The organism is Bdellovibrio sp. GT3, assembly GCF_037996765.1.
GTDB lineage: Bacteria > Bdellovibrionota > Bdellovibrionia > Bdellovibrionales > Bdellovibrionaceae > Bdellovibrio.
On the sequence record NZ_JBBNAD010000005.1, the window covers coordinates 613051 to 629589 of the forward strand.

Annotated in this window: 15 protein-coding genes; 12 read left to right on the forward strand and 3 right to left on the reverse strand. The window is 46.3% G+C overall.

Going from position 1 to position 16539, the window contains the following annotated elements:
* The first annotated feature begins 44 nt into the window (after positions 1-44).
* From fsa to AAAA73_RS10340, 3 genes are all read left to right on the forward strand, one after another.
* Entirely contained in the window at positions 45-692 is a 648-nt protein-coding gene (gene fsa, locus AAAA73_RS10330) for a fructose-6-phosphate aldolase (protein ID WP_340598228.1), read from the forward strand.
* Positions 692-1126 carry a hypothetical protein gene (locus AAAA73_RS10335; protein WP_340598229.1) on the forward strand — a complete coding sequence of 145 codons (435 nt, stop codon included), beginning with the start codon at positions 692-694 and terminating at the stop codon, positions 1124-1126. The genes fsa and AAAA73_RS10335 overlap by 1 nt, the downstream gene beginning before the upstream one ends.
* Before the next feature lie 141 nt (positions 1127-1267).
* On the forward strand, positions 1268-3316 hold the full coding sequence (locus AAAA73_RS10340) for a hypothetical protein (RefSeq protein ID WP_340598230.1): 2049 nt from the start codon (positions 1268-1270) through the stop codon (positions 3314-3316).
* On the opposite strand, the gene murD is transcribed toward AAAA73_RS10340, so the two are convergent.
* Positions 3306-4661 (reverse strand): UDP-N-acetylmuramoyl-L-alanine--D-glutamate ligase, encoded by a 1356-nt coding sequence (gene murD / locus AAAA73_RS10345; protein ID WP_340598231.1) that lies wholly within the window; start codon positions 4659-4661, stop codon positions 3306-3308. The two genes, AAAA73_RS10340 and murD, sit on opposite strands and share 11 nt — an antisense overlap.
* Between murD and AAAA73_RS10350 the strand changes: the two genes are divergently transcribed.
* From AAAA73_RS10350 to AAAA73_RS10360, 3 genes are all read left to right on the forward strand, one after another.
* Positions 4640-6106 (forward strand): metallophosphoesterase, encoded by a 1467-nt coding sequence (locus AAAA73_RS10350; RefSeq protein ID WP_340598232.1) that lies wholly within the window; start codon positions 4640-4642, stop codon positions 6104-6106. The genes murD and AAAA73_RS10350 overlap by 22 nt on opposite strands.
* Positions 6107-6211: 105 nt before the next feature.
* On the forward strand, positions 6212-6406 hold the full coding sequence (locus AAAA73_RS10355; protein WP_142698475.1) for a histone-like protein: 195 nt from the start codon (positions 6212-6214) through the stop codon (positions 6404-6406).
* An 85-nt stretch (positions 6407-6491) separates the two neighbouring features.
* Positions 6492-7424: a M12 family metallopeptidase gene (locus AAAA73_RS10360; RefSeq protein ID WP_340598233.1), complete on the forward strand. Its 933-nt coding sequence runs from the start codon at positions 6492-6494 to the stop codon at positions 7422-7424.
* Position 7425: 1 nt separating this feature from the next.
* Here the strand turns inward: AAAA73_RS10360 and ligA are convergent, their stop codons facing one another.
* A complete protein-coding gene (gene ligA / locus AAAA73_RS10365; protein ID WP_340598234.1) occupies positions 7426-9417 on the reverse strand; it encodes an NAD-dependent DNA ligase LigA in 1992 nt (663 codons plus the stop codon).
* 150 nt (positions 9418-9567) lie between these two features.
* Here ligA and gatC point away from each other — a divergent pair, with 150 nt between their 5' ends.
* From gatC to AAAA73_RS10395, 6 genes are all read left to right on the forward strand, one after another.
* Positions 9568-9849 carry an Asp-tRNA(Asn)/Glu-tRNA(Gln) amidotransferase subunit GatC gene (gene gatC, locus AAAA73_RS10370; protein WP_340598235.1) on the forward strand — a complete coding sequence of 94 codons (282 nt, stop codon included), beginning with the start codon at positions 9568-9570 and terminating at the stop codon, positions 9847-9849.
* A 12-nt stretch (positions 9850-9861) separates the two neighbouring features.
* Positions 9862-11334 carry an Asp-tRNA(Asn)/Glu-tRNA(Gln) amidotransferase subunit GatA gene (gatA, locus tag AAAA73_RS10375; RefSeq protein ID WP_340598236.1) on the forward strand — a complete coding sequence of 491 codons (1473 nt, stop codon included), beginning with the start codon at positions 9862-9864 and terminating at the stop codon, positions 11332-11334.
* A complete protein-coding gene (gatB, locus tag AAAA73_RS10380) occupies positions 11324-12757 on the forward strand; it encodes an Asp-tRNA(Asn)/Glu-tRNA(Gln) amidotransferase subunit GatB (protein WP_340598237.1) in 1434 nt (477 codons plus the stop codon). Before gatA ends, gatB begins: the two co-directional genes overlap by 11 nt.
* Positions 12757-13677, forward strand: coding sequence for a Ppx/GppA phosphatase family protein (locus AAAA73_RS10385; protein WP_340598238.1), 921 nt, complete (start codon positions 12757-12759; stop codon positions 13675-13677). Before gatB ends, AAAA73_RS10385 begins: the two co-directional genes overlap by 1 nt.
* Positions 13634-14086: a DUF192 domain-containing protein gene (locus AAAA73_RS10390; protein ID WP_340598239.1), complete on the forward strand. Its 453-nt coding sequence runs from the start codon at positions 13634-13636 to the stop codon at positions 14084-14086. Before AAAA73_RS10385 ends, AAAA73_RS10390 begins: the two co-directional genes overlap by 44 nt.
* A gap of 105 nt (positions 14087-14191) precedes the next feature.
* Positions 14192-15544 carry a LysM peptidoglycan-binding domain-containing protein gene (locus AAAA73_RS10395; protein ID WP_340598240.1) on the forward strand — a complete coding sequence of 451 codons (1353 nt, stop codon included), beginning with the start codon at positions 14192-14194 and terminating at the stop codon, positions 15542-15544.
* Between the two features lie 103 nt (positions 15545-15647).
* Here AAAA73_RS10395 and AAAA73_RS10400 read toward each other — a convergent pair whose 3' ends face one another.
* A complete protein-coding gene (locus AAAA73_RS10400) occupies positions 15648-16016 on the reverse strand; it encodes a PilZ domain-containing protein (RefSeq protein ID WP_340598241.1) in 369 nt (122 codons plus the stop codon).
* Positions 16017-16539: the final 523 nt, after the last annotated feature.

Sequence of the window (16539 nt, forward strand, 5' to 3'; positions counted from 1 at the left end):
GTACAAATTTAAGGGTTCTTATTTGACCTTAAATTGGAGATTCCATGAAGTTTTTCATTGATACAGCGGATATTGAAGAGATTAAACAAGCCAACCTGCGCGGTTGGGTTGACGGCGTAACTACTAACCCATCTTTGATCGCAAAATCCGGTCGTGATTTTCATACTGTGATCAAAGAAATCTGCAAAGAAATCTCTGGACCTGTTTCTGCAGAAGTTATCGGCTTGCAACACGAAGAAATGGTTCGTGAAGGTCGCGAGTTGGCAAAACTTGCTGACAATGTTGTGGTTAAAGTTCCAATGACTGAAGACGGTATGATCGCAGTTAAGAAATTTACTGCGGAAGGCATCAAGACAAACGTCACGTTGGTGTTCTCTCCACTTCAAGCTTTGTTGGCCGCTAAAGCCGGTGCTTCGATGGTTTCTCCATTCGTGGGTCGCTTGGACGACATTGGCACTGATGGCATGGCCATGGTTAATCAGGTTATCCAGATTTACCAAAACTACGACTTCGCGACTGAAGTCCTGGTTGCAAGCGTGCGCAGTCCAATGCACTTGCAGTTCGCAGCTGAAATGGGCGCTGATATCGCGACAATTCCATACAAAGTAATGCAACAAATGACCCATCATCCACTTACAGACAAAGGTATTAAGCTGTTCATGGATGACTGGAACAAGGTTCAAAAGAAATAATGAAATTCCTGCTGATCACCTTATTACTTCCTCTATTCGTTATTGGCTGCCAAACAACAGGCGTTGTTTTGCGTGAAACGCCATTAAACGTCAGTGAAACTCGTAAGGTGATCGTGTCGGTTATCGGTGAAGTTCGCAGTATCAGTGAAAATGGCCGCGAGTTGTTTTCAAAGTACTACGATCGTCGAGGTAATCCGATTCAAAACATGGATATGGCAAAAGAGCGCTACTACAGCCACTTGATCGTCCTGGGTGATCGCCGTCCATATGACATTTCCGTGGACGTCCTGGTCGAGGCTAGGGATCAGGATGGGGGTTGGGATCTGGTGGACCACGACGACCAGAAAGCCGCTGTGCTGGCGGACAAGGTGAAAAAGGCTCTTAACCAAAGTCGTGACTCTCGCAACATCATTGACGACTTCCGTAGCTTCTAAATAGGATTTATATAGGATCAAAGAATAGTCATGACGACTATTCAGCCAAGGAGAAGTACGTTGCAAGGAAAGCAACTTAAACGGTTTCTACCGTTTGCTGTGCTAGCGGGATGCTTTGCATGGTCAAGCCAGATAGGTGGCTTGAAGTACATTCCTATTTACGAAGGCCTCACGATTCGTGCGCAGAAAAGTTCTCCTCCTCATATCGCATTCGAAGAATCTATCCGAGCAAATTCAAACTTCAGTGAGTGGCAGCGATTCGAAGCTATGATGCCAGTGGCATTGGGGGTCGAAAAAAAGTCCCCGGCGCTATTCGCACAAAGAGTGGTCCTCGCTGAGATGACCATTCAAAAACAAGTTCAGTCATTGCCGACATCGTCTTATGAGCCGATGCCGGTGGGTGCTGAGGTCGGCGCAAACGACGCCTGGATGACCGAGCTTTCCAACGCGCAAAAAAATCGTCTGCAGGCAGCGCAGATTCGTAATGATGTCTTAAATCAAAATTGGTCAGAACCATCGTTTGGTGAGATGGCAATGAATGCCCTGGAAAAATCCGGTGCAGTTAATTCCCAAGGACAAATTATTCAGTCCAGCCGCAAGAACAATCCGACTGTGGTTGTGACGGGATCTCAAGGTCAGAAGGTGGATCAGCCAAGTGTCAGCCGTGTGCCTGCATCAGAGAACCCGGAAACTGGTCACTCTTTTGTCGGTGGCAACTCTGGTGCACCTGAAGCAGCTGATGGTGTTCGTCGTATCGTAGGACCGATCGAAATCACTGGTGGCTTGGCAGTAACGAATGAACATCACATCGAAGTAAGACGCAATGATGAGGGTGTTCTTAAAGAGTTGGGCCGCGTTGATTTGCAAAAAGGCACTTACAATATTGATGTCGAGCAAACTTCAGGGACTGTGGTTGCCAGACTTGTAAGTAAAGATGGCAAAACAATGGGTGAAGGCAGTTTCAGATTGAATCGCCTGGTTCCCGGCTCGCAAAACTATCTTAGTGGTCCCAAAATCAAAATTGAACCACATCCGGATTACTCTGTTGCGGTGTTGAGTGCTTACAACTCCACTGCCAAGGATGCAGCTCCAGGACAAACTCGTGTGACCTTTGTAAAAGGTGTCAGCGATGTAAAGGTCAATCGCGAAGGTATCGCCTCGATGGAAAATGTCACCAAGGGTTCTTCCACGGTGATGAGGGCGGCCGCTCCAAAGCATTTAGAAACCACCAACATTATCGTATCCGGTAAGGAGACTCGATCGACGCTCTATCCAGAGGCGATGGTTTCTGCATTGTTGGATATTATGGCTTCTCAACGTCAGGAATCATACGAAGGCGCGCCAAGTTTAATCTGGGGCAAGGTGACCCTGGATGGCAAGCCGGTGGCAGGTATTGATGTCGTGGTAGAGACAGCTCCTGATTTGAAACCCGTCTACTTTAATCAATTCATGATTCCTGATCCTAAGTTGACCAAGACCAGTGAAAACGGTCTTTATGCTTTCGTTCAGGTTCCTTTCGGATTTCACTCCCTTCTGGCAACCCGTTCAGACTCTATCTTTGGTTATGTGAACGTTGTTTCTGAAGAAGGTGCCATTGCTCAAGGCGATCTAGAAGCGACGATGAAAATGGAATCGGTGCCGATGCGAGTGTTTGATGCATTTAATGGTGAGCCGATGCCAGCAACCATCACTATGCAATCCATTCCTGATGAAGTGAATGTGCCGACGGGCGTGGCAACAGTCAGTCTGCCCAACTTAAATCGTCTTGGATTGATGAGAGTGCACCCAGAAGGTGCCGACCATATTCCGGCCAGATACTTATACAACGACAACGATGAGTTCGTGCACATTCCCCTGGTGCGCTGGGATTGGTTGCGCTCGATTAAGAATCACTTGAAAATCAGTGATACCCCGTCATCCGGTTTGATCGTTGGATTTGTCCCTGACGAGGATTTCGAAGTATTTCTTGCGGGATATGACAATTTCAATCCACAGGATATCGTGTACTTCGATATGCAGGGCCGTATTCTGCAAAATCGTAAAGGTGTTGCCGGTGGTGGTTTCGTTATTTACAACGCACCAGAAGATACCCATGAAGTGGTAGTTACCGGAGCTCGCACGCAAAAGGTTTACTCCCGCGTGGTGCCGGTTGATGCGAACTCATTGGCAGTCCTGAACTTCAGAGAGTAGAAAACTCTGTTACTTTTCTTTTAAAGAAATCCCCACGGTCTTCAAAGGACTTAAACTCATCCCAGCTTGTACCGCCCGGGCTAAGCAGAACTGTATCCGTAGGTTTAACCTTCGAGAGAATATACTCAATCGCTTCATCAAGTTTCGCATGGCTTTGACCAGGCAATCCTGATTTCTTTTGGGCGATCTCGCGACACTCTCCAAAGAACACAAACTCAGAACGATTCATTTTTGAAAGCACTGCCAGTTGTTCCCACGGCAGGTTTTTATCGCGACCACCAAGCAACAGAAACAATGACCCACCGTCGGTAAGAGTGTCGACGGCTGCTGTGGCAGCGATAATCACACTGTCCATGGCGGTGGCCTTGCTGTCGTTGATGAAGCGAACTCCCTTAATGAAACCCAGATTTTCAAGTCGGTGACTTAGGCCTTTGAATTCTTTCATTCCCTCAACTGCAGATGCTGGCCACCCGGCTTCTTTGCACAAGGCCGTCGCCAGCGCAAGGTTGTCCTGATTGTGTTGCCCGATAAGTTGAGCTTTTTGCAGTTGGAACGATTGCAGGTTTTGGTCATGCTTTGAAATTATCTTAAGTTGCGGTGTCGGCGCTTTTCCTTTGGAGTACTCAATCAAATCCCCACCCTCAGAATTTAGCAGCATGGCCTTTTTGGTGATTCCCAAAATATTCCATTTTGTCTGGTAGTAGTGTTCGATGCTGTCGTAACGTTCAAGGTGATTTGAAGTGAAATAGGTAATTGCAGAATAATCCAATTCCAAACCGGCACAGTTTTCCAGTTGATAGCTGGACAGTTCAAGCACAACCCAGTCAGCAACCGGACGCTTTTTTTCAACGACGTCTGCCGCATAAGTTGAAAACGGAGTCCCCAGGTTGCCGCCCACAAAACCTGTTTTTGAGAAAGCTTCCAGCCCAGCCTGTAACAAGGAAACCGTAGTGCTTTTGCCGACGGAGCCCGTAACGCCAATCAATTTTTCGGTGCTTAAGCAGGAGCAGGCCAGGGAAATTTCGCTGGTAATTGTGACGCCTTGAAGTTGTGCGTTTTTGATCCAAGTCGAGGACAGGGGAACACCAGGGGAAACCACGAGAGTTTCAGGCTTCCCTTCAGACATGAGTTTATTAGCGTCCTTAAAGTCTGCTGAATCCAATTTTCCGTCGAAGGTCAGGATATCAGTAGGTCGAATTCCACTGGCAATGAGAAGTCGCTTTGCTGCGTCTCCGCTTTTTCCCATACCGACTACTGCAATTGGTGCTTTCAGGTTCTTGATATATTGGCTCATCTGGCAGATAGTATTATCAGGAGGCAGGTTTGCCCACTTCTTTTTTTGCACATCCAAAGGCTGATTTTAAATCGGCGCAATATACTGCAATCATTAGCGATCTGCATCTTACAGAGGCCGAGCCGGTTAACTTGCGCTTTCCATTATGGAAAAAATTTAAGACTCGCCAGTTCTTTTATGATGATGTTTTTGAAACATTCTTAAAGCACATCGAAGGAAGAGCTCAGGGCAACCCTGTTGAGCTGATTCTTAATGGTGACATCTTCGATTTTGACAGCGTATTGAATTTGCCTGATCAACCGGTGTTTCATGTCAGCTGGATTGAAAAACATCGTGGCCTTCAGCCGCGATCGGAAAGATCCCGCCACAAGATTGAAGTTATTTTGCAGGATCACATGGCGTTCGTCAGATCTTTGCGAGAGTTCGTCCTGCGTGGGAACCGTGCGGTGTTTGTTATTGGGAATCACGATCTTGAGCTTCACTTCATGGAGGTTCAGGACGAAATCATGCGCCATCTGAACTTGCCAGAGGATAAGCGCGAAGAAGTTCGCTTTGTTGAGTGGTTCTATATCAGCAATCAGGACACTTTGATCGAGCACGGCAATCAATACGATCCATATTGTATGTGTGAAGATCCCGTGAATCCATTTGTGCGCGGCTATAATTACGTGGCACTAAAACTTCCATTCGGAAATCTTGCATGCCGGTACATTTCAAATGGAATGGGTTTCTTCAATCCCCATGTTGATACCAACTACATTATGACGTTGAAGGAATACATCTTGTTCTTCTTCAAGTATATTTGGAAAGCCCAACCAGGCTTGGTGTGGACTTGGTTCTGGGGATCTGTGGCAACTCTGGTCCATTCGTTCTTTGATCGCTTGTCAGCGCCAATTCGAAATCCCCTGAGGATTGAGGATCGCATCGAAGTAATTGCCGAGAAGGCAAATGCAGAACCCCGTATGGTGCGTGAACTTAAGGAACTATTTGTTGCTCCTGCGGCCAGCGAACCAATGTTGTTGGCTCGAGAACTTTGGCTTGATCGCGCCTTTATTGTGTTTATTGCGTTCTTTTTGATCTTTCAATTGATGACCTTTATTCGGTCTGTCTATGAAATTTCGATTTTTTGGGCGTTTATTCCCTTATTTGTGCTTTTGCCGTTCTTTTTGTTTTACAGCAAATCTGTAACTTCTTTGGTATCCAGCTACAAGGAGCCCGATGATCGTGTGCTTGCGATGGCGAGTGCAATTACTAAGGTAAAACGGATCGTTTACGGTCATACTCACCATGTCAGACACGAGATTATCGGTTCAGTGGAGCATTTGAACAGTGGATGCTGGTCCCCGGCTTTCCTGGATGTTGAGTGTACGAAGCCTTTGGATCAAAAAACTTTTGTGTGGATATCACCTGGAGAACATAGCGGCAGACAAGCCGAGCTGTGCAAATTCGTCGATGGCGGATCAGAAGTAATGATGGGTTCAAACCGGGGCGCATAACGGCATGGGATGTTGCGCCGCAAAAACGGATTTCCCATTGTCAATTATAGGTCCCATATGCAAACCTTTTACTGTTCAATTTTCAACTAAGGATGGAGAGTTATCATGGCAGAAGTACTTGTTGTAACTAGCAAAGTAAAAAAACTTATCAAAGAAAAAGGCGGCATGAACACTTCTGCTGAAACTATCGACGTTCTCAGCAAAGCAATCGAGCAACTTTGCCTAAAAGGCGTTGAATCTGCAAAAGCAGATGGCCGTAAAACAGTTATGGCTCGCGATATCGTTATCGATCACCTTTAATTTTTGAATTAAAGTTGAAAGCAAAAAACCCACGGTGAAGACTGTGGGTTTTTTTTTAGGGTTGTTTGAATTGGTGGAGGGATAAATGAAATTTAAGGTTGGATCCGCCGGAGTCATACTTCTTTTGTTCTGTTTATATCTCTATCTCAATAAAACAAAGATCGTGGAAGTTCCTCAACCAGTTGTTCTAAGCGCCGCCACGACCGCACAAGTTCCTGTGGCATCGGAAACGGAAAGTTCTCTTTTAACACTGGAAGAGGTTCGCGAAATCGCATTGTCCAAGAACAAGCAGGCAGGGAATACTCAGCGTGACTTTTCTCAAGTGATTCCTAAAACAACAGATCAATCAGCCAGTGGAGACTATCCTGGATTTGAGTTTGAAGATGGAGTGGCCGTCATAGAAGGTGATATCGTTTTGGGTGAGCCAAGGCCTGGGCAAAAGTATCAAGGTTTCACTCAGCCTCTTATGCTTTGGCCAAATGGCGTGGTGCCATTCTTCATCCAAGGAGATGTCGAAAACCCCACTCGAATTATTCAAGCGATGGCAGAATTTGTGGACTCGGGAATCTCTTTTGTTCCCTATATAGATCAAGAAGATGTTCTTGTTTTTCAAAATGGCACAGGAAATTGCAAATCATACGTAGGAAGAATCGGTGGAAAACAACCACTCTGGGTCGCCCCTGGATGTGGAACCAAAGAAATCACTCACGAGATCATGCACGCCCTGGGATTTATCCACGAGCAAAACCGCAATGACAGAGATGCATTTATCGATATTCAATGGGCGAACATCGACGAAAATGCCAAAGTTAATTTCGAAAAATTTCCAATAGAAATGATGAAAGCTAATGGCCTTGGTGCATTCGATTACCAGTCACTCATGTTATACCCACCATCAATGTATTCTAAAAATGGCGAGACGATGAGATCTCTACAACAGGGAAAATCAATTTCTCCCTCGTACTCGCTGAGTACGGGCGATCTTTTAAGACTAAATCAACTCTCGAAAAAAGAATAATCTAGAGCATCTTCTGAAGATCTTCCCAGGAGATGATTTTTACTCCAAGGGTTTGTGCTTTATCGACTTTTGATCCCGGATCATCGCCAACAACCAAATAGCTAAGCTTTGAAGACACGGAGCTTAAGATCTTGCCGCCATTCTTTTCGATAACATCTTTAGCGTCGTCACGCTTTACCGGTAAAGTCCCCGTGATTAAGAAGCTCATTCCAGAAAGCGCGCCTTCTGTGGAGCGAACAGGATTTGTGATCACCACGCCAAGCTTTAACATTTCATGCACTTCTTTGACCAACTTCTTATTCGAAGTCCATTCACGAATCGAAGTGGCGACTTTCGGTCCAATTTCTGGGACCTGAAGGAGCTCCTCTTCGGGAGCAACCAAGAAGTTTTCAATATTAACAAAATGATCGGCCAGAAGCTTTGCAGTTTGCTCGCCAACAAAGCGAATACCCAAAGCGAAGATGAACCGAGCCAGTGTGGGCTTTTTGCTGTTTTCTACACTTTTGATAATATTCACTGCTGACTTATCTCCCTGACGATCCAAAGACAAAATATCTTCCTTTGTCAGACGATAAAAATCAGAAAAAGATGTCAGCATCTTGTTGTCGACCAAAGTTTCAATTAAACGGTCACCAATTTTATCCAGGTTCATGGCGCGTCTGCCGACAAAATGCTTAAGAGATTCTTTTACCATCGCAATACAAAGTGGATTCGTGCAGCGAGTGACGACTTCGCCTTCAGCTTTGTGCGCAGGAGATCCGCATGCCGGGCAATTTGCAGGAATTAAGAATGGCTTGCTGTCCTTGGGGCGTTTATCAAGAACAACGGCAACCACTTCTGGAATCACGTCGCCAGCACGTTGAATGATAACCGTATCACCCACCCGAACATCCTTGCGATCGATTTCGTCCTGATTATGCAAAGTGGAGTTGGTGACAGTCACGCCACCCACTTTAACAGGTGTCATGATCGCAACTGGAGTCAGTGCGCCTGTTCTGCCAACCTGAATGGCGATGTTTTCGATGACCGTAGTTGCTTGTTCAGGTTTGAACTTTGCAGCCGTGGCCCAGCGCGGGCTTCTGGCAACCATTCCCAAGTCATCCTGTTGTCTGATGGAGTTTACTTTGATTACGATGCCATCGATATCAAAGGGCAAGGATGATCTAACTTTTTCAATTTGATGATAGTATTCAACGACTTCCTGGGGGCCGCGACAAACGCGAACCAGGTCAGGATTTGCCTTAATGGCCGTAGGTATTCCGTGATCGGCAAAATAGTTCTGAATATTTTCCTGAGTGTCGAAGGTCTTTCCCTCAACTAAGCCCAATGCATATCCAAAAAACTTCAGGGGTCTGGAGGCGGCTATCTTGGAATCCAGTTGGCGCATGGATCCGGCAGCGGCATTTCTGGGATTTGCGAAAGTGGGTTGCCCGTTCTCTTGTTGAGAATCATTAAGTTCAGCAAAATCTTTCTTAAAGATCAGAACCTCACCGCGAACTTCAAGAATTTCTGGTGCGTTCTTAATTTTCAAAGGAATGCTTTTAATCGTTTTGATATTTTCGGTAACATCTTCTCCGACGGCGCCGTCACCGCGGGTCAGGGCGCGAACCAGTTGTCCGTTTTCATAGATGATCTCCATGGACAGGCCATCGAATTTAAGTTCGCAGAAGTATTCGACATCTTTGTCAGAACTCAAAAACTTTTTAATGCGTTCATCGAAATCAAAGATGTCTTCCGGAGAATAGCTGTTAGCCAAAGATAGCATTGGCATTCGATGTGGCGCTTTGAGGAAGCTCTCCAGCACCTTGCCACCCACTCGTTGGCTGGGAGAATCAGAAAGGTCCAAGCCCTTCGTAGCCTTTTCAAGGCTTAGTAGCTCGTCAAAGAGTTGATCATACTCGTAGTCAGTGATCGATGGGCGATCCATGACATAGTAGTTGTAATCGTGTTCAGTGATGATTTTCTTAAGCTCTTCGTGGCGTTTCTTTGACATACGGCGGACTCTATCACGAGCAAGTTATTTGAATCACGCAATTGCGCGCCTCCTGCGGCGCTCCAAGGTCCAGCCCGGGATTCGCTTGGTGACTGACAGTCACGGAATGTTTTATTCTTCATTCTGGAATTGCTCCCAAAGGAGACTGTTGTGATCGATAAAAAATCCATCGAACATATTGCCAAGCTGGCTCGCCTGCAAATCACTGAAAATGAAGCGACTGAGTTCAGCCAGCAGATGGAAAAGATCCTGCTTAATTTTAAAAAAATTGAAAATATCAATACGACAGGTGTGGAGCCAATGATCACACCAACTGAAATCGAAGCCTACTGGCGCGAAGATGAAGTTGTGCAAAACTACAAGGCTGAAGACATAATTGCCAATGCACCTGAACATGCTGGCAACCTATTCAAAGTTCCACCAGTGGTTTAGGAGATAATTTCCGTGGATTTAACATTTGCCTCATTCAGTGAAATATCTGAAGCCGTAAAATCAAAAAAAGTCAGCGCTCAGGAAGTGGCAAAGCACTTTCAAACCAGAATCACAACACTGAACCCGACACTGAATGCCTTTACCACTGTGAATGAAGAAGCTCTGAAGGATGCCGCGGCCACTGATGCCCGCATTGCCAAGGGTGAGGACGTGGGGCCGTTGGCGGGCGTTCCGTTTGGTATTAAGGAAATGCTTTGTACAAAGAATCTGAAAACCACCGCTTGTTCCAAGATTCTTAGTAATTTTGTTCCGCCCTACGATGCCACGGTGGTGGCGCGACTAAAAAAATCCGGCGTAACCGTCATGGGAAAACTAAATCAGGATGAATTCGCAATGGGATCGTCCAATGAAACCTCCTATTATGGTGTGGTTAAAAATCCTTGGGATGTGACTCGGGTTCCCGGGGGATCTTCGGGTGGTTCTGCAGCGGCTCAGTCCGCGCGTTTGGTCGCGGGTGCAATTGGAACTGATACAGGCGGATCGATTCGACAGCCTGCAAGCTTCTGTGGTGTTGTGGGAGTTAAGCCCACGTATGGAAGAGTCAGTCGTTACGGAATTATCGCGTTTGCCTCGTCATTGGATCAAGCGGGCCCCATGGTTAGCAGCGTGAAAGATGCGGCCCTGACCCTTGAAGTGATTTCTGGACATGATCCGATGGATTCAACCTCTTCACAGAAGAGAGTTCCTGCCTGGAGTAAGGATCTTTCCACGGATATGAAAGGTCTGAAAGTCGGCGTCATTAAAGAGTACCTGAATGGCGGCGTTGATGCAGATACGGAAAAGACCTTTAACGGAGCGCTGGAAGCACTTAAAAAAATGGGTGCCGAGGTTGTTGAAGTTTCTGTCAGTATGTCTGAATTTGCAGTTCCGATTTACTATTTGATTGCGACCAGTGAAGCATCATCGAATCTGGCTCGCTATGATGGTATTCGTTACGGCTACCGCGCTGATTTTCCAAGTCTGTCCGGTGTTGAGCTGGAGGACTTTTACGGAAAAACTCGTGGAGAGGGATTTGGCTCGGAAGTAAAACGCAGAATTATGCTGGGAACGTATTGCCTTTCAAGTGGCTACTATGATGCCTACTACAATAAGGCTGGACAGGTTCGCCGCATGCTCACTGAGCAATATCTTGCTGCGTTCAAGAGCTGCGATGTGATACTAAGTCCGGTCACGGCCTCGCCGGCGTTTAAGGTGGGCGAACTGATTTCGGATCCTTTAACTATGTATTTGAATGATATCTTCACGACCTCCACAAATCTGGCGGGACTGCCGGGGATGAGTGTGCCATTTGGGTTGTCATCCCAAGGTCTTCCCATCGGAGTGCAAGTGACGGCAAATCACTTTGATGAACAGCACATGTTAAATGTTGGATTTGCTCTGGAATCCGTTTCGCCAGTCAAAGGAAGCAAACCCCATGTCATATAGAGGCTATGAGCCCGTCATCGGGATTGAAATACATGTTCAGTTGAAAACAGACAGTAAGATGTTCTGTGCGGACGCCACCAATTTTGATGCCGGTGATAATGAAAATGTTTCCCCGGTCAGTGCTGGTATGCCAGGAACTTTACCAGTGGTAAATAAACGCGCCGTTGAGTTCGGGATTAAAACCGGACTGGCGTTGGGATGCACGATTCGCAAGAAGTCAGTCTTTGCCAGAAAGAACTACTTTTACCCGGACATGCCGAAGGGATATCAAATTTCTCAGTATGATCAGCCGATCTGTGAAAACGGATCAATCACTTTCAAGGTGAACGGTGTGGAAAAAACTGTGAATATCGCCAGAGCCCATCTTGAAGAAGATGCCGGAAAGTCGAACCACAGTGGGGCGCACACGCTAATCAATTTAAATCGTGCCGGTATACCTTTACTGGAGGTTGTCACAGGGCCTGACCTGCGCTCGCCGGCTGAAGCTGCGGAATATGGCCGTACGATCCGTCAGATAGTTCGCTATCTTGATGTATGTGACGGGAACCTTGAAGAAGGCTCCATGCGTTGTGATTGCAATGTCTCCGTTCGCAAAATCGGAGCTCCTGCGTTTGGCACCAAGGTCGAAATCAAGAATGTAAACTCCTTCCGTTTCGTGGAAAAAGCCATCGAGTATGAAATCGAAAGACAAATCGATGAGCTTGAGCGTGGTGGAAAGATCCTTCAGGAAACCAGACTGTGGGATCCTGATAAGAATCGCACCTTTGCCATGCGCTCCAAGGAGGATGCCCAGGACTATCGCTATTTCCCGGATCCGGATCTGTTACCAGTGATGGTTACTGATAATTTGATTGCGAAAATAAAGGGTGAACTGCCAGAGCTTCCTATTGCCCGCGCCAAAAGATTTCAGGAGCAGCACGGACTGCCGGAATACGATGCCCAGGTTTTAACGATCGAAAAATCCGTTGCAGACTATTATGAAGCTGTGGCTGATGTTTGTAAAAATCCGAAATCATCATCAAACTGGATCATGTCAGAGCTAATGCGCGAGTTGAACTCCGTGAATATGCCAATTGAAAAATCACCGATTAAGCCGCAACAGCTGGGTAAGATGATCACGTTGATTGATGCTGGCACCATTTCCGGAAAGATCGCAAAAACAGTCTTTCAGGAAATGTGGAGCAGTTCCAAAGATCCAGAAACTGTTGTGAAAGAAAAAGGCCTGGTGCAGATAACAGATTCAGCTGCGATCGAAAAAATAGTTGATGAAGTTTTGGCAGGCAACCAACAGGCTGTCGATGATCATAGAACCGGTAAAAAGAAAAATCTGTTTGGATTCTTTGTTGGTGCAGTGATGAAGGCATCCAAAGGTCAGGCGAATCCTGATATGGTTAACAAGATATTATTGGAGAAGTTGAAGTAATGAAAGTTGCAGCGCTTGATTTGGGTACGAACACATTTCTATGTTTGATCGCCGAGGGCGGCCCTGGTGGTATAACCAAAGTTCACAAGGATTTGGTTGAAGTGGTGCGACTGGGTCAGGATGTGGATAAAACAGGTATGCTTCATCCTGACGCCTTGGTGCGCGCACGAAAATGCCTGGGCGAATTTAAAAAGGAAATCGACAAACAGGGAGTGGACCGCATTCTGGCAATGGCAACTTCCGCAGCACGTGATGCAAGCAACGGTCAGGACCTTTTTGATATCGGCAAAGAACTGGGAATTCCAATTGAGGTTATTCCTGGAGAAGACGAGGCCCGAATCAGCTATCAGGGCGCCACCGGTGGAGTTATTGACGCCACGAAAACCAAACTTGTGGTGGACGTTGGTGGTGGTTCGACAGAGTTCATTGTGGGTCATGGCGAAAAAATTCTTTTTGGACAAAGCCTTGATATGGGCGGAGTTCGCCTGACCGAAAGGTTTGTCACTCAACAGCCCGTTCCCTTGAATGAACAAAAGAACCTCAATGACTATATATATAGTGAATTGAAAAAGGTTCTTCCCGAAATCTCACGAAACTCGTTGGATCAGATTCTTGCGGTTGCGGGCACCCCGACTTCGATCGTGGCAATTGAAGTCGGAGGTTTTGATGAAAAGAGAGTGGATAATTATTTTCTAAGCTTGGAACGACTGCAGTACTGGGTGGATACCTTCGCCCAAACTTCTGTCGAGGAAAAGAAAAGTAAATATCAACTGGGAGGGCGCGCCGATATTATTTATGCCGGTGCATCGATTCTATTAAATACGGTCAAAGCCCTGGGCATGACTGGTCTTGTGGTATCCACCAAAGGAGTAAGATATGGCGTCGCACTTGAGATGCTTCGTTCTGGCAGTCCTGCTTAGCTTTGCCTTTGTCGCAAATGCCTCGGATGTTGTATTCCCGAAAAAGAAAATTGTCGTCGGCGGCAAGACTCTTACTGTCGAGGTGGCAACGACCGTTGAGCAACAGGCTCAAGGTCTAATGAGCCGGGCAAGTCTTGGCTCAGATGACGGAATGCTTTTCGTTTTTTCCAATGAGGAAACTCGTTTCTTCTGGATGAAGAATACGTTGATAGATTTGTCGATTGGCTTTTTTAATAAGGACGGCAAGTTAATTGACATACAGGAAATGAAGTCCGGCAAAGGTCTAGCAGATACGGCTTTGCCGTCGTACGCGAGTTCAAATCCGGCGAAATATGCATTAGAAATGAATAAAGGCTGGTTTGAGAAAAACAAAATCAAGGTTGGAGCCAAGTTAAAAATCAACCCATAGTCCAGTGAAAAGATAAACAATTGCCAGCATTCTATACTTGGCTTTAGATTGATATTAACGATTGATAGAAACAGTATGTTTCGTAGCATCACTCAAGGACGAAAAATGATGAAAAGACTCGTTATACTACTCGCTTGTTTCGGATTGGTTGCTAACCTTAGTGCCTGCAGCCTATTTAGCAAGGATTCCTCTTCAGGAGAAGAAGTTACATCTGACTTTGATTCTGCTGACTTGGAAAAACTAGAAGGCGATCAAGCACTGGATACTGGAATCGAAGGTGAAGCCGGCGCAGTTGCCTCTTCTGACCAACTTCCAGAAGATGCTCTTGGCGAAACACAACCAGACATGGCAGCAGCTCCAAGTGATGTGCCTGCTGAAGCTCCTGCAGAACCTCAAATTGCTGAACTTCCTGCAGATCCATTTGCACCACAACCGGATGCACCGGCAGATATGCCAACTGATACTGCAGCTTCTTCAGTACCAGAGCCAACAATGCCTGATACTTCTTCTTCAATGCCAGAGTCAACAAGCACGGCTTCAACTACATACGTGGATGAATCGTCTGAACCAGCTCCAGCGAAAGTATCCACTCCATTGCAAAAAGTTGCGACGGCTCCTTGGCAGGTTGGAAAAACCTGGTACAACACAGTTTACTTTGCCCGCCCAGGTGATTCTCTTAAGAGCATCAGCAATATGATCTATGGTAATGGTAAAAAAGTTGGCGAGCTTAAAAAGGGCAACCCGACACTTGCTTCACGCGGTGTAAAACCAGGTGATAAAGTTTATTACAACTCTCCTCACCGTTCCGATGATTCTGGTCGTTTGATCACTTATTACGAAGACAATGGTGTTCAGCCTGAAGTTTACACGGCTAAAGAAGGCGACAACATCAGAGCAGTTTCCAAAGATCTTTTGGGTTATGACAGTGCATGGAAAGAAGTTTGGGCAAGCAACTCTGTTGAATCCAAACAAGAAATCCCAGCTGGTACTCAATTGCAATACTGGAAAGGTGGCCAAGTTGCCGCAGCTCCGACTCAGCAACAAGAGGTAGCGGCAGCTGCTCCAGCAGAAATGCCGGAAGCTCCTGCAATGCCAGAGGCTCCGCCGATGCCAGAAGCTCCGCCACAACAGGCAGCTGCTGATATCCCGCCTCCACCACAAGACATGATGGCTCCGCCAGTACCAGATGCACAGATGGCTCCTCCACCTCCACCGCCAGAAATGGCTCAGGATATGGCGCCACCTCCGCCTCCGCCACCAATGCCAGCTATGAATCCTCCAACACCGCCGCAAGACGAAGTTGCAGGAACAGGCGCAATGGACAACGACACGACAATGGCTTTGGGTGTAGTTGGTTTGGCAGCAGCAGGTCTTGCAATCTTGATCGTGATGAGAAAGAAACGCAGACAGCGTGAGCTTGAGCAGCAGTCTATGGACAACACTCACGTAGGCACTTAGTCGACAATCGACAATTGAAAATTGAAAATGGATTAAAAGAAAAGAGCCCGCTTTATCAGCGGGCTCTTTTTATTAGTTATTCAACAACGAGCTACCGTTAAGACTATCCGACCTTTTTAAAGATCGAATCCATCACTGAACGCGATTCAGTGCGACCGTTCTCAACAAAGTAAATCAAATCATCAACGATTTGCACATCTCTGTTGTTCACGGGCATGAACTTCACGCCGCATCCGATTGAGTTTGCCCAAATAACGTGAGCAGCAACCTTGCGCTCTCTTCCAGCAACGATAAAAATCAGATGCAATTTTTCGTTGGCTCTAACCATTCCGCCTGCGAACTCTAAAAAGGCTCCCGAGATGCTGATATTCTTAAGCGTGCCTGTAGTCTCCTCACGCGCATAATTACGCTTGAAAGAAACCTCTAGGTTTAGAGGGGTTCTTGGTGCTGGAACTTTTAAAGTGTCCTCCACATTAACTCCTTATTTTGCTTAAAGTAGCTATTAACCTTTCGGAATTGCGGGCAAAAAATTAAGAGCTTGGCACGAAAATATCCGAAAATTATGGTTACAGCGCGATAACGGGGGTGTCTCATAAAGATACTTAACCCATTGAAATTGTGAAGTTTTACACTAACTCAAAGAGTCTCAATATTAGGCGTTTCAGGACCCATTTGAAATGTGAGACGGCTCGGGAAATGCGACCTCAGCAATTGCTTTTCCCATTGACAACACCCCCGCGTTTCTAGGAAATTGGGGTAAAGCACACAGTAATAGGTCCAGTCGGACCCTACTTCCTAAAGATCTCTCTTTTTCTTTTTTTAAATCCCACAAGGAGAATTCGTTTGTCCGAACCAAAAGATTCACAAGGCGTTGAAGTCGTTAAGAAACGTACTCGTACGACAAAATCTGCCGATGCAGCACCAGTAGATGCTGCCCCAGAGGCTAAAGCCGCACCTGTTGCCGCTGAACCTCCAAAAGAACAAGCCGCTGCCCC

Excerpts from the sequence above, each read along its gene's own strand:
- fsa (WP_340598228.1), top strand. The coding sequence starts at position 45 with ATGAAGTTTTTCATTGATACAGCGGATATTGAAGAGATTAAACAAGCC.
- AAAA73_RS10335 (WP_340598229.1), top strand. The coding sequence starts at position 692 with ATGAAATTCCTGCTGATCACCTTATTACTTCCTCTATTCGTTATTGGC.
- AAAA73_RS10355 (WP_142698475.1), top strand. The coding sequence starts at position 6,212 with ATGGCAGAAGTACTTGTTGTAACTAGCAAAGTAAAAAAACTTATCAAA.
- AAAA73_RS10360 (WP_340598233.1), top strand. The coding sequence starts at position 6,492 with ATGAAATTTAAGGTTGGATCCGCCGGAGTCATACTTCTTTTGTTCTGT.
- ligA (WP_340598234.1), bottom strand. The coding sequence starts at position 9,417 with ATGTCAAAGAAACGCCACGAAGAGCTTAAGAAAATCATCACTGAACAC.
- gatB (WP_340598237.1), top strand. The coding sequence starts at position 11,324 with ATGTCATATAGAGGCTATGAGCCCGTCATCGGGATTGAAATACATGTT.
- AAAA73_RS10385 (WP_340598238.1), top strand. The coding sequence starts at position 12,757 with ATGAAAGTTGCAGCGCTTGATTTGGGTACGAACACATTTCTATGTTTG.
- AAAA73_RS10390 (WP_340598239.1), top strand. The coding sequence starts at position 13,634 with ATGGCGTCGCACTTGAGATGCTTCGTTCTGGCAGTCCTGCTTAGCTTT.
- AAAA73_RS10395 (WP_340598240.1), top strand. The coding sequence starts at position 14,192 with ATGATGAAAAGACTCGTTATACTACTCGCTTGTTTCGGATTGGTTGCT.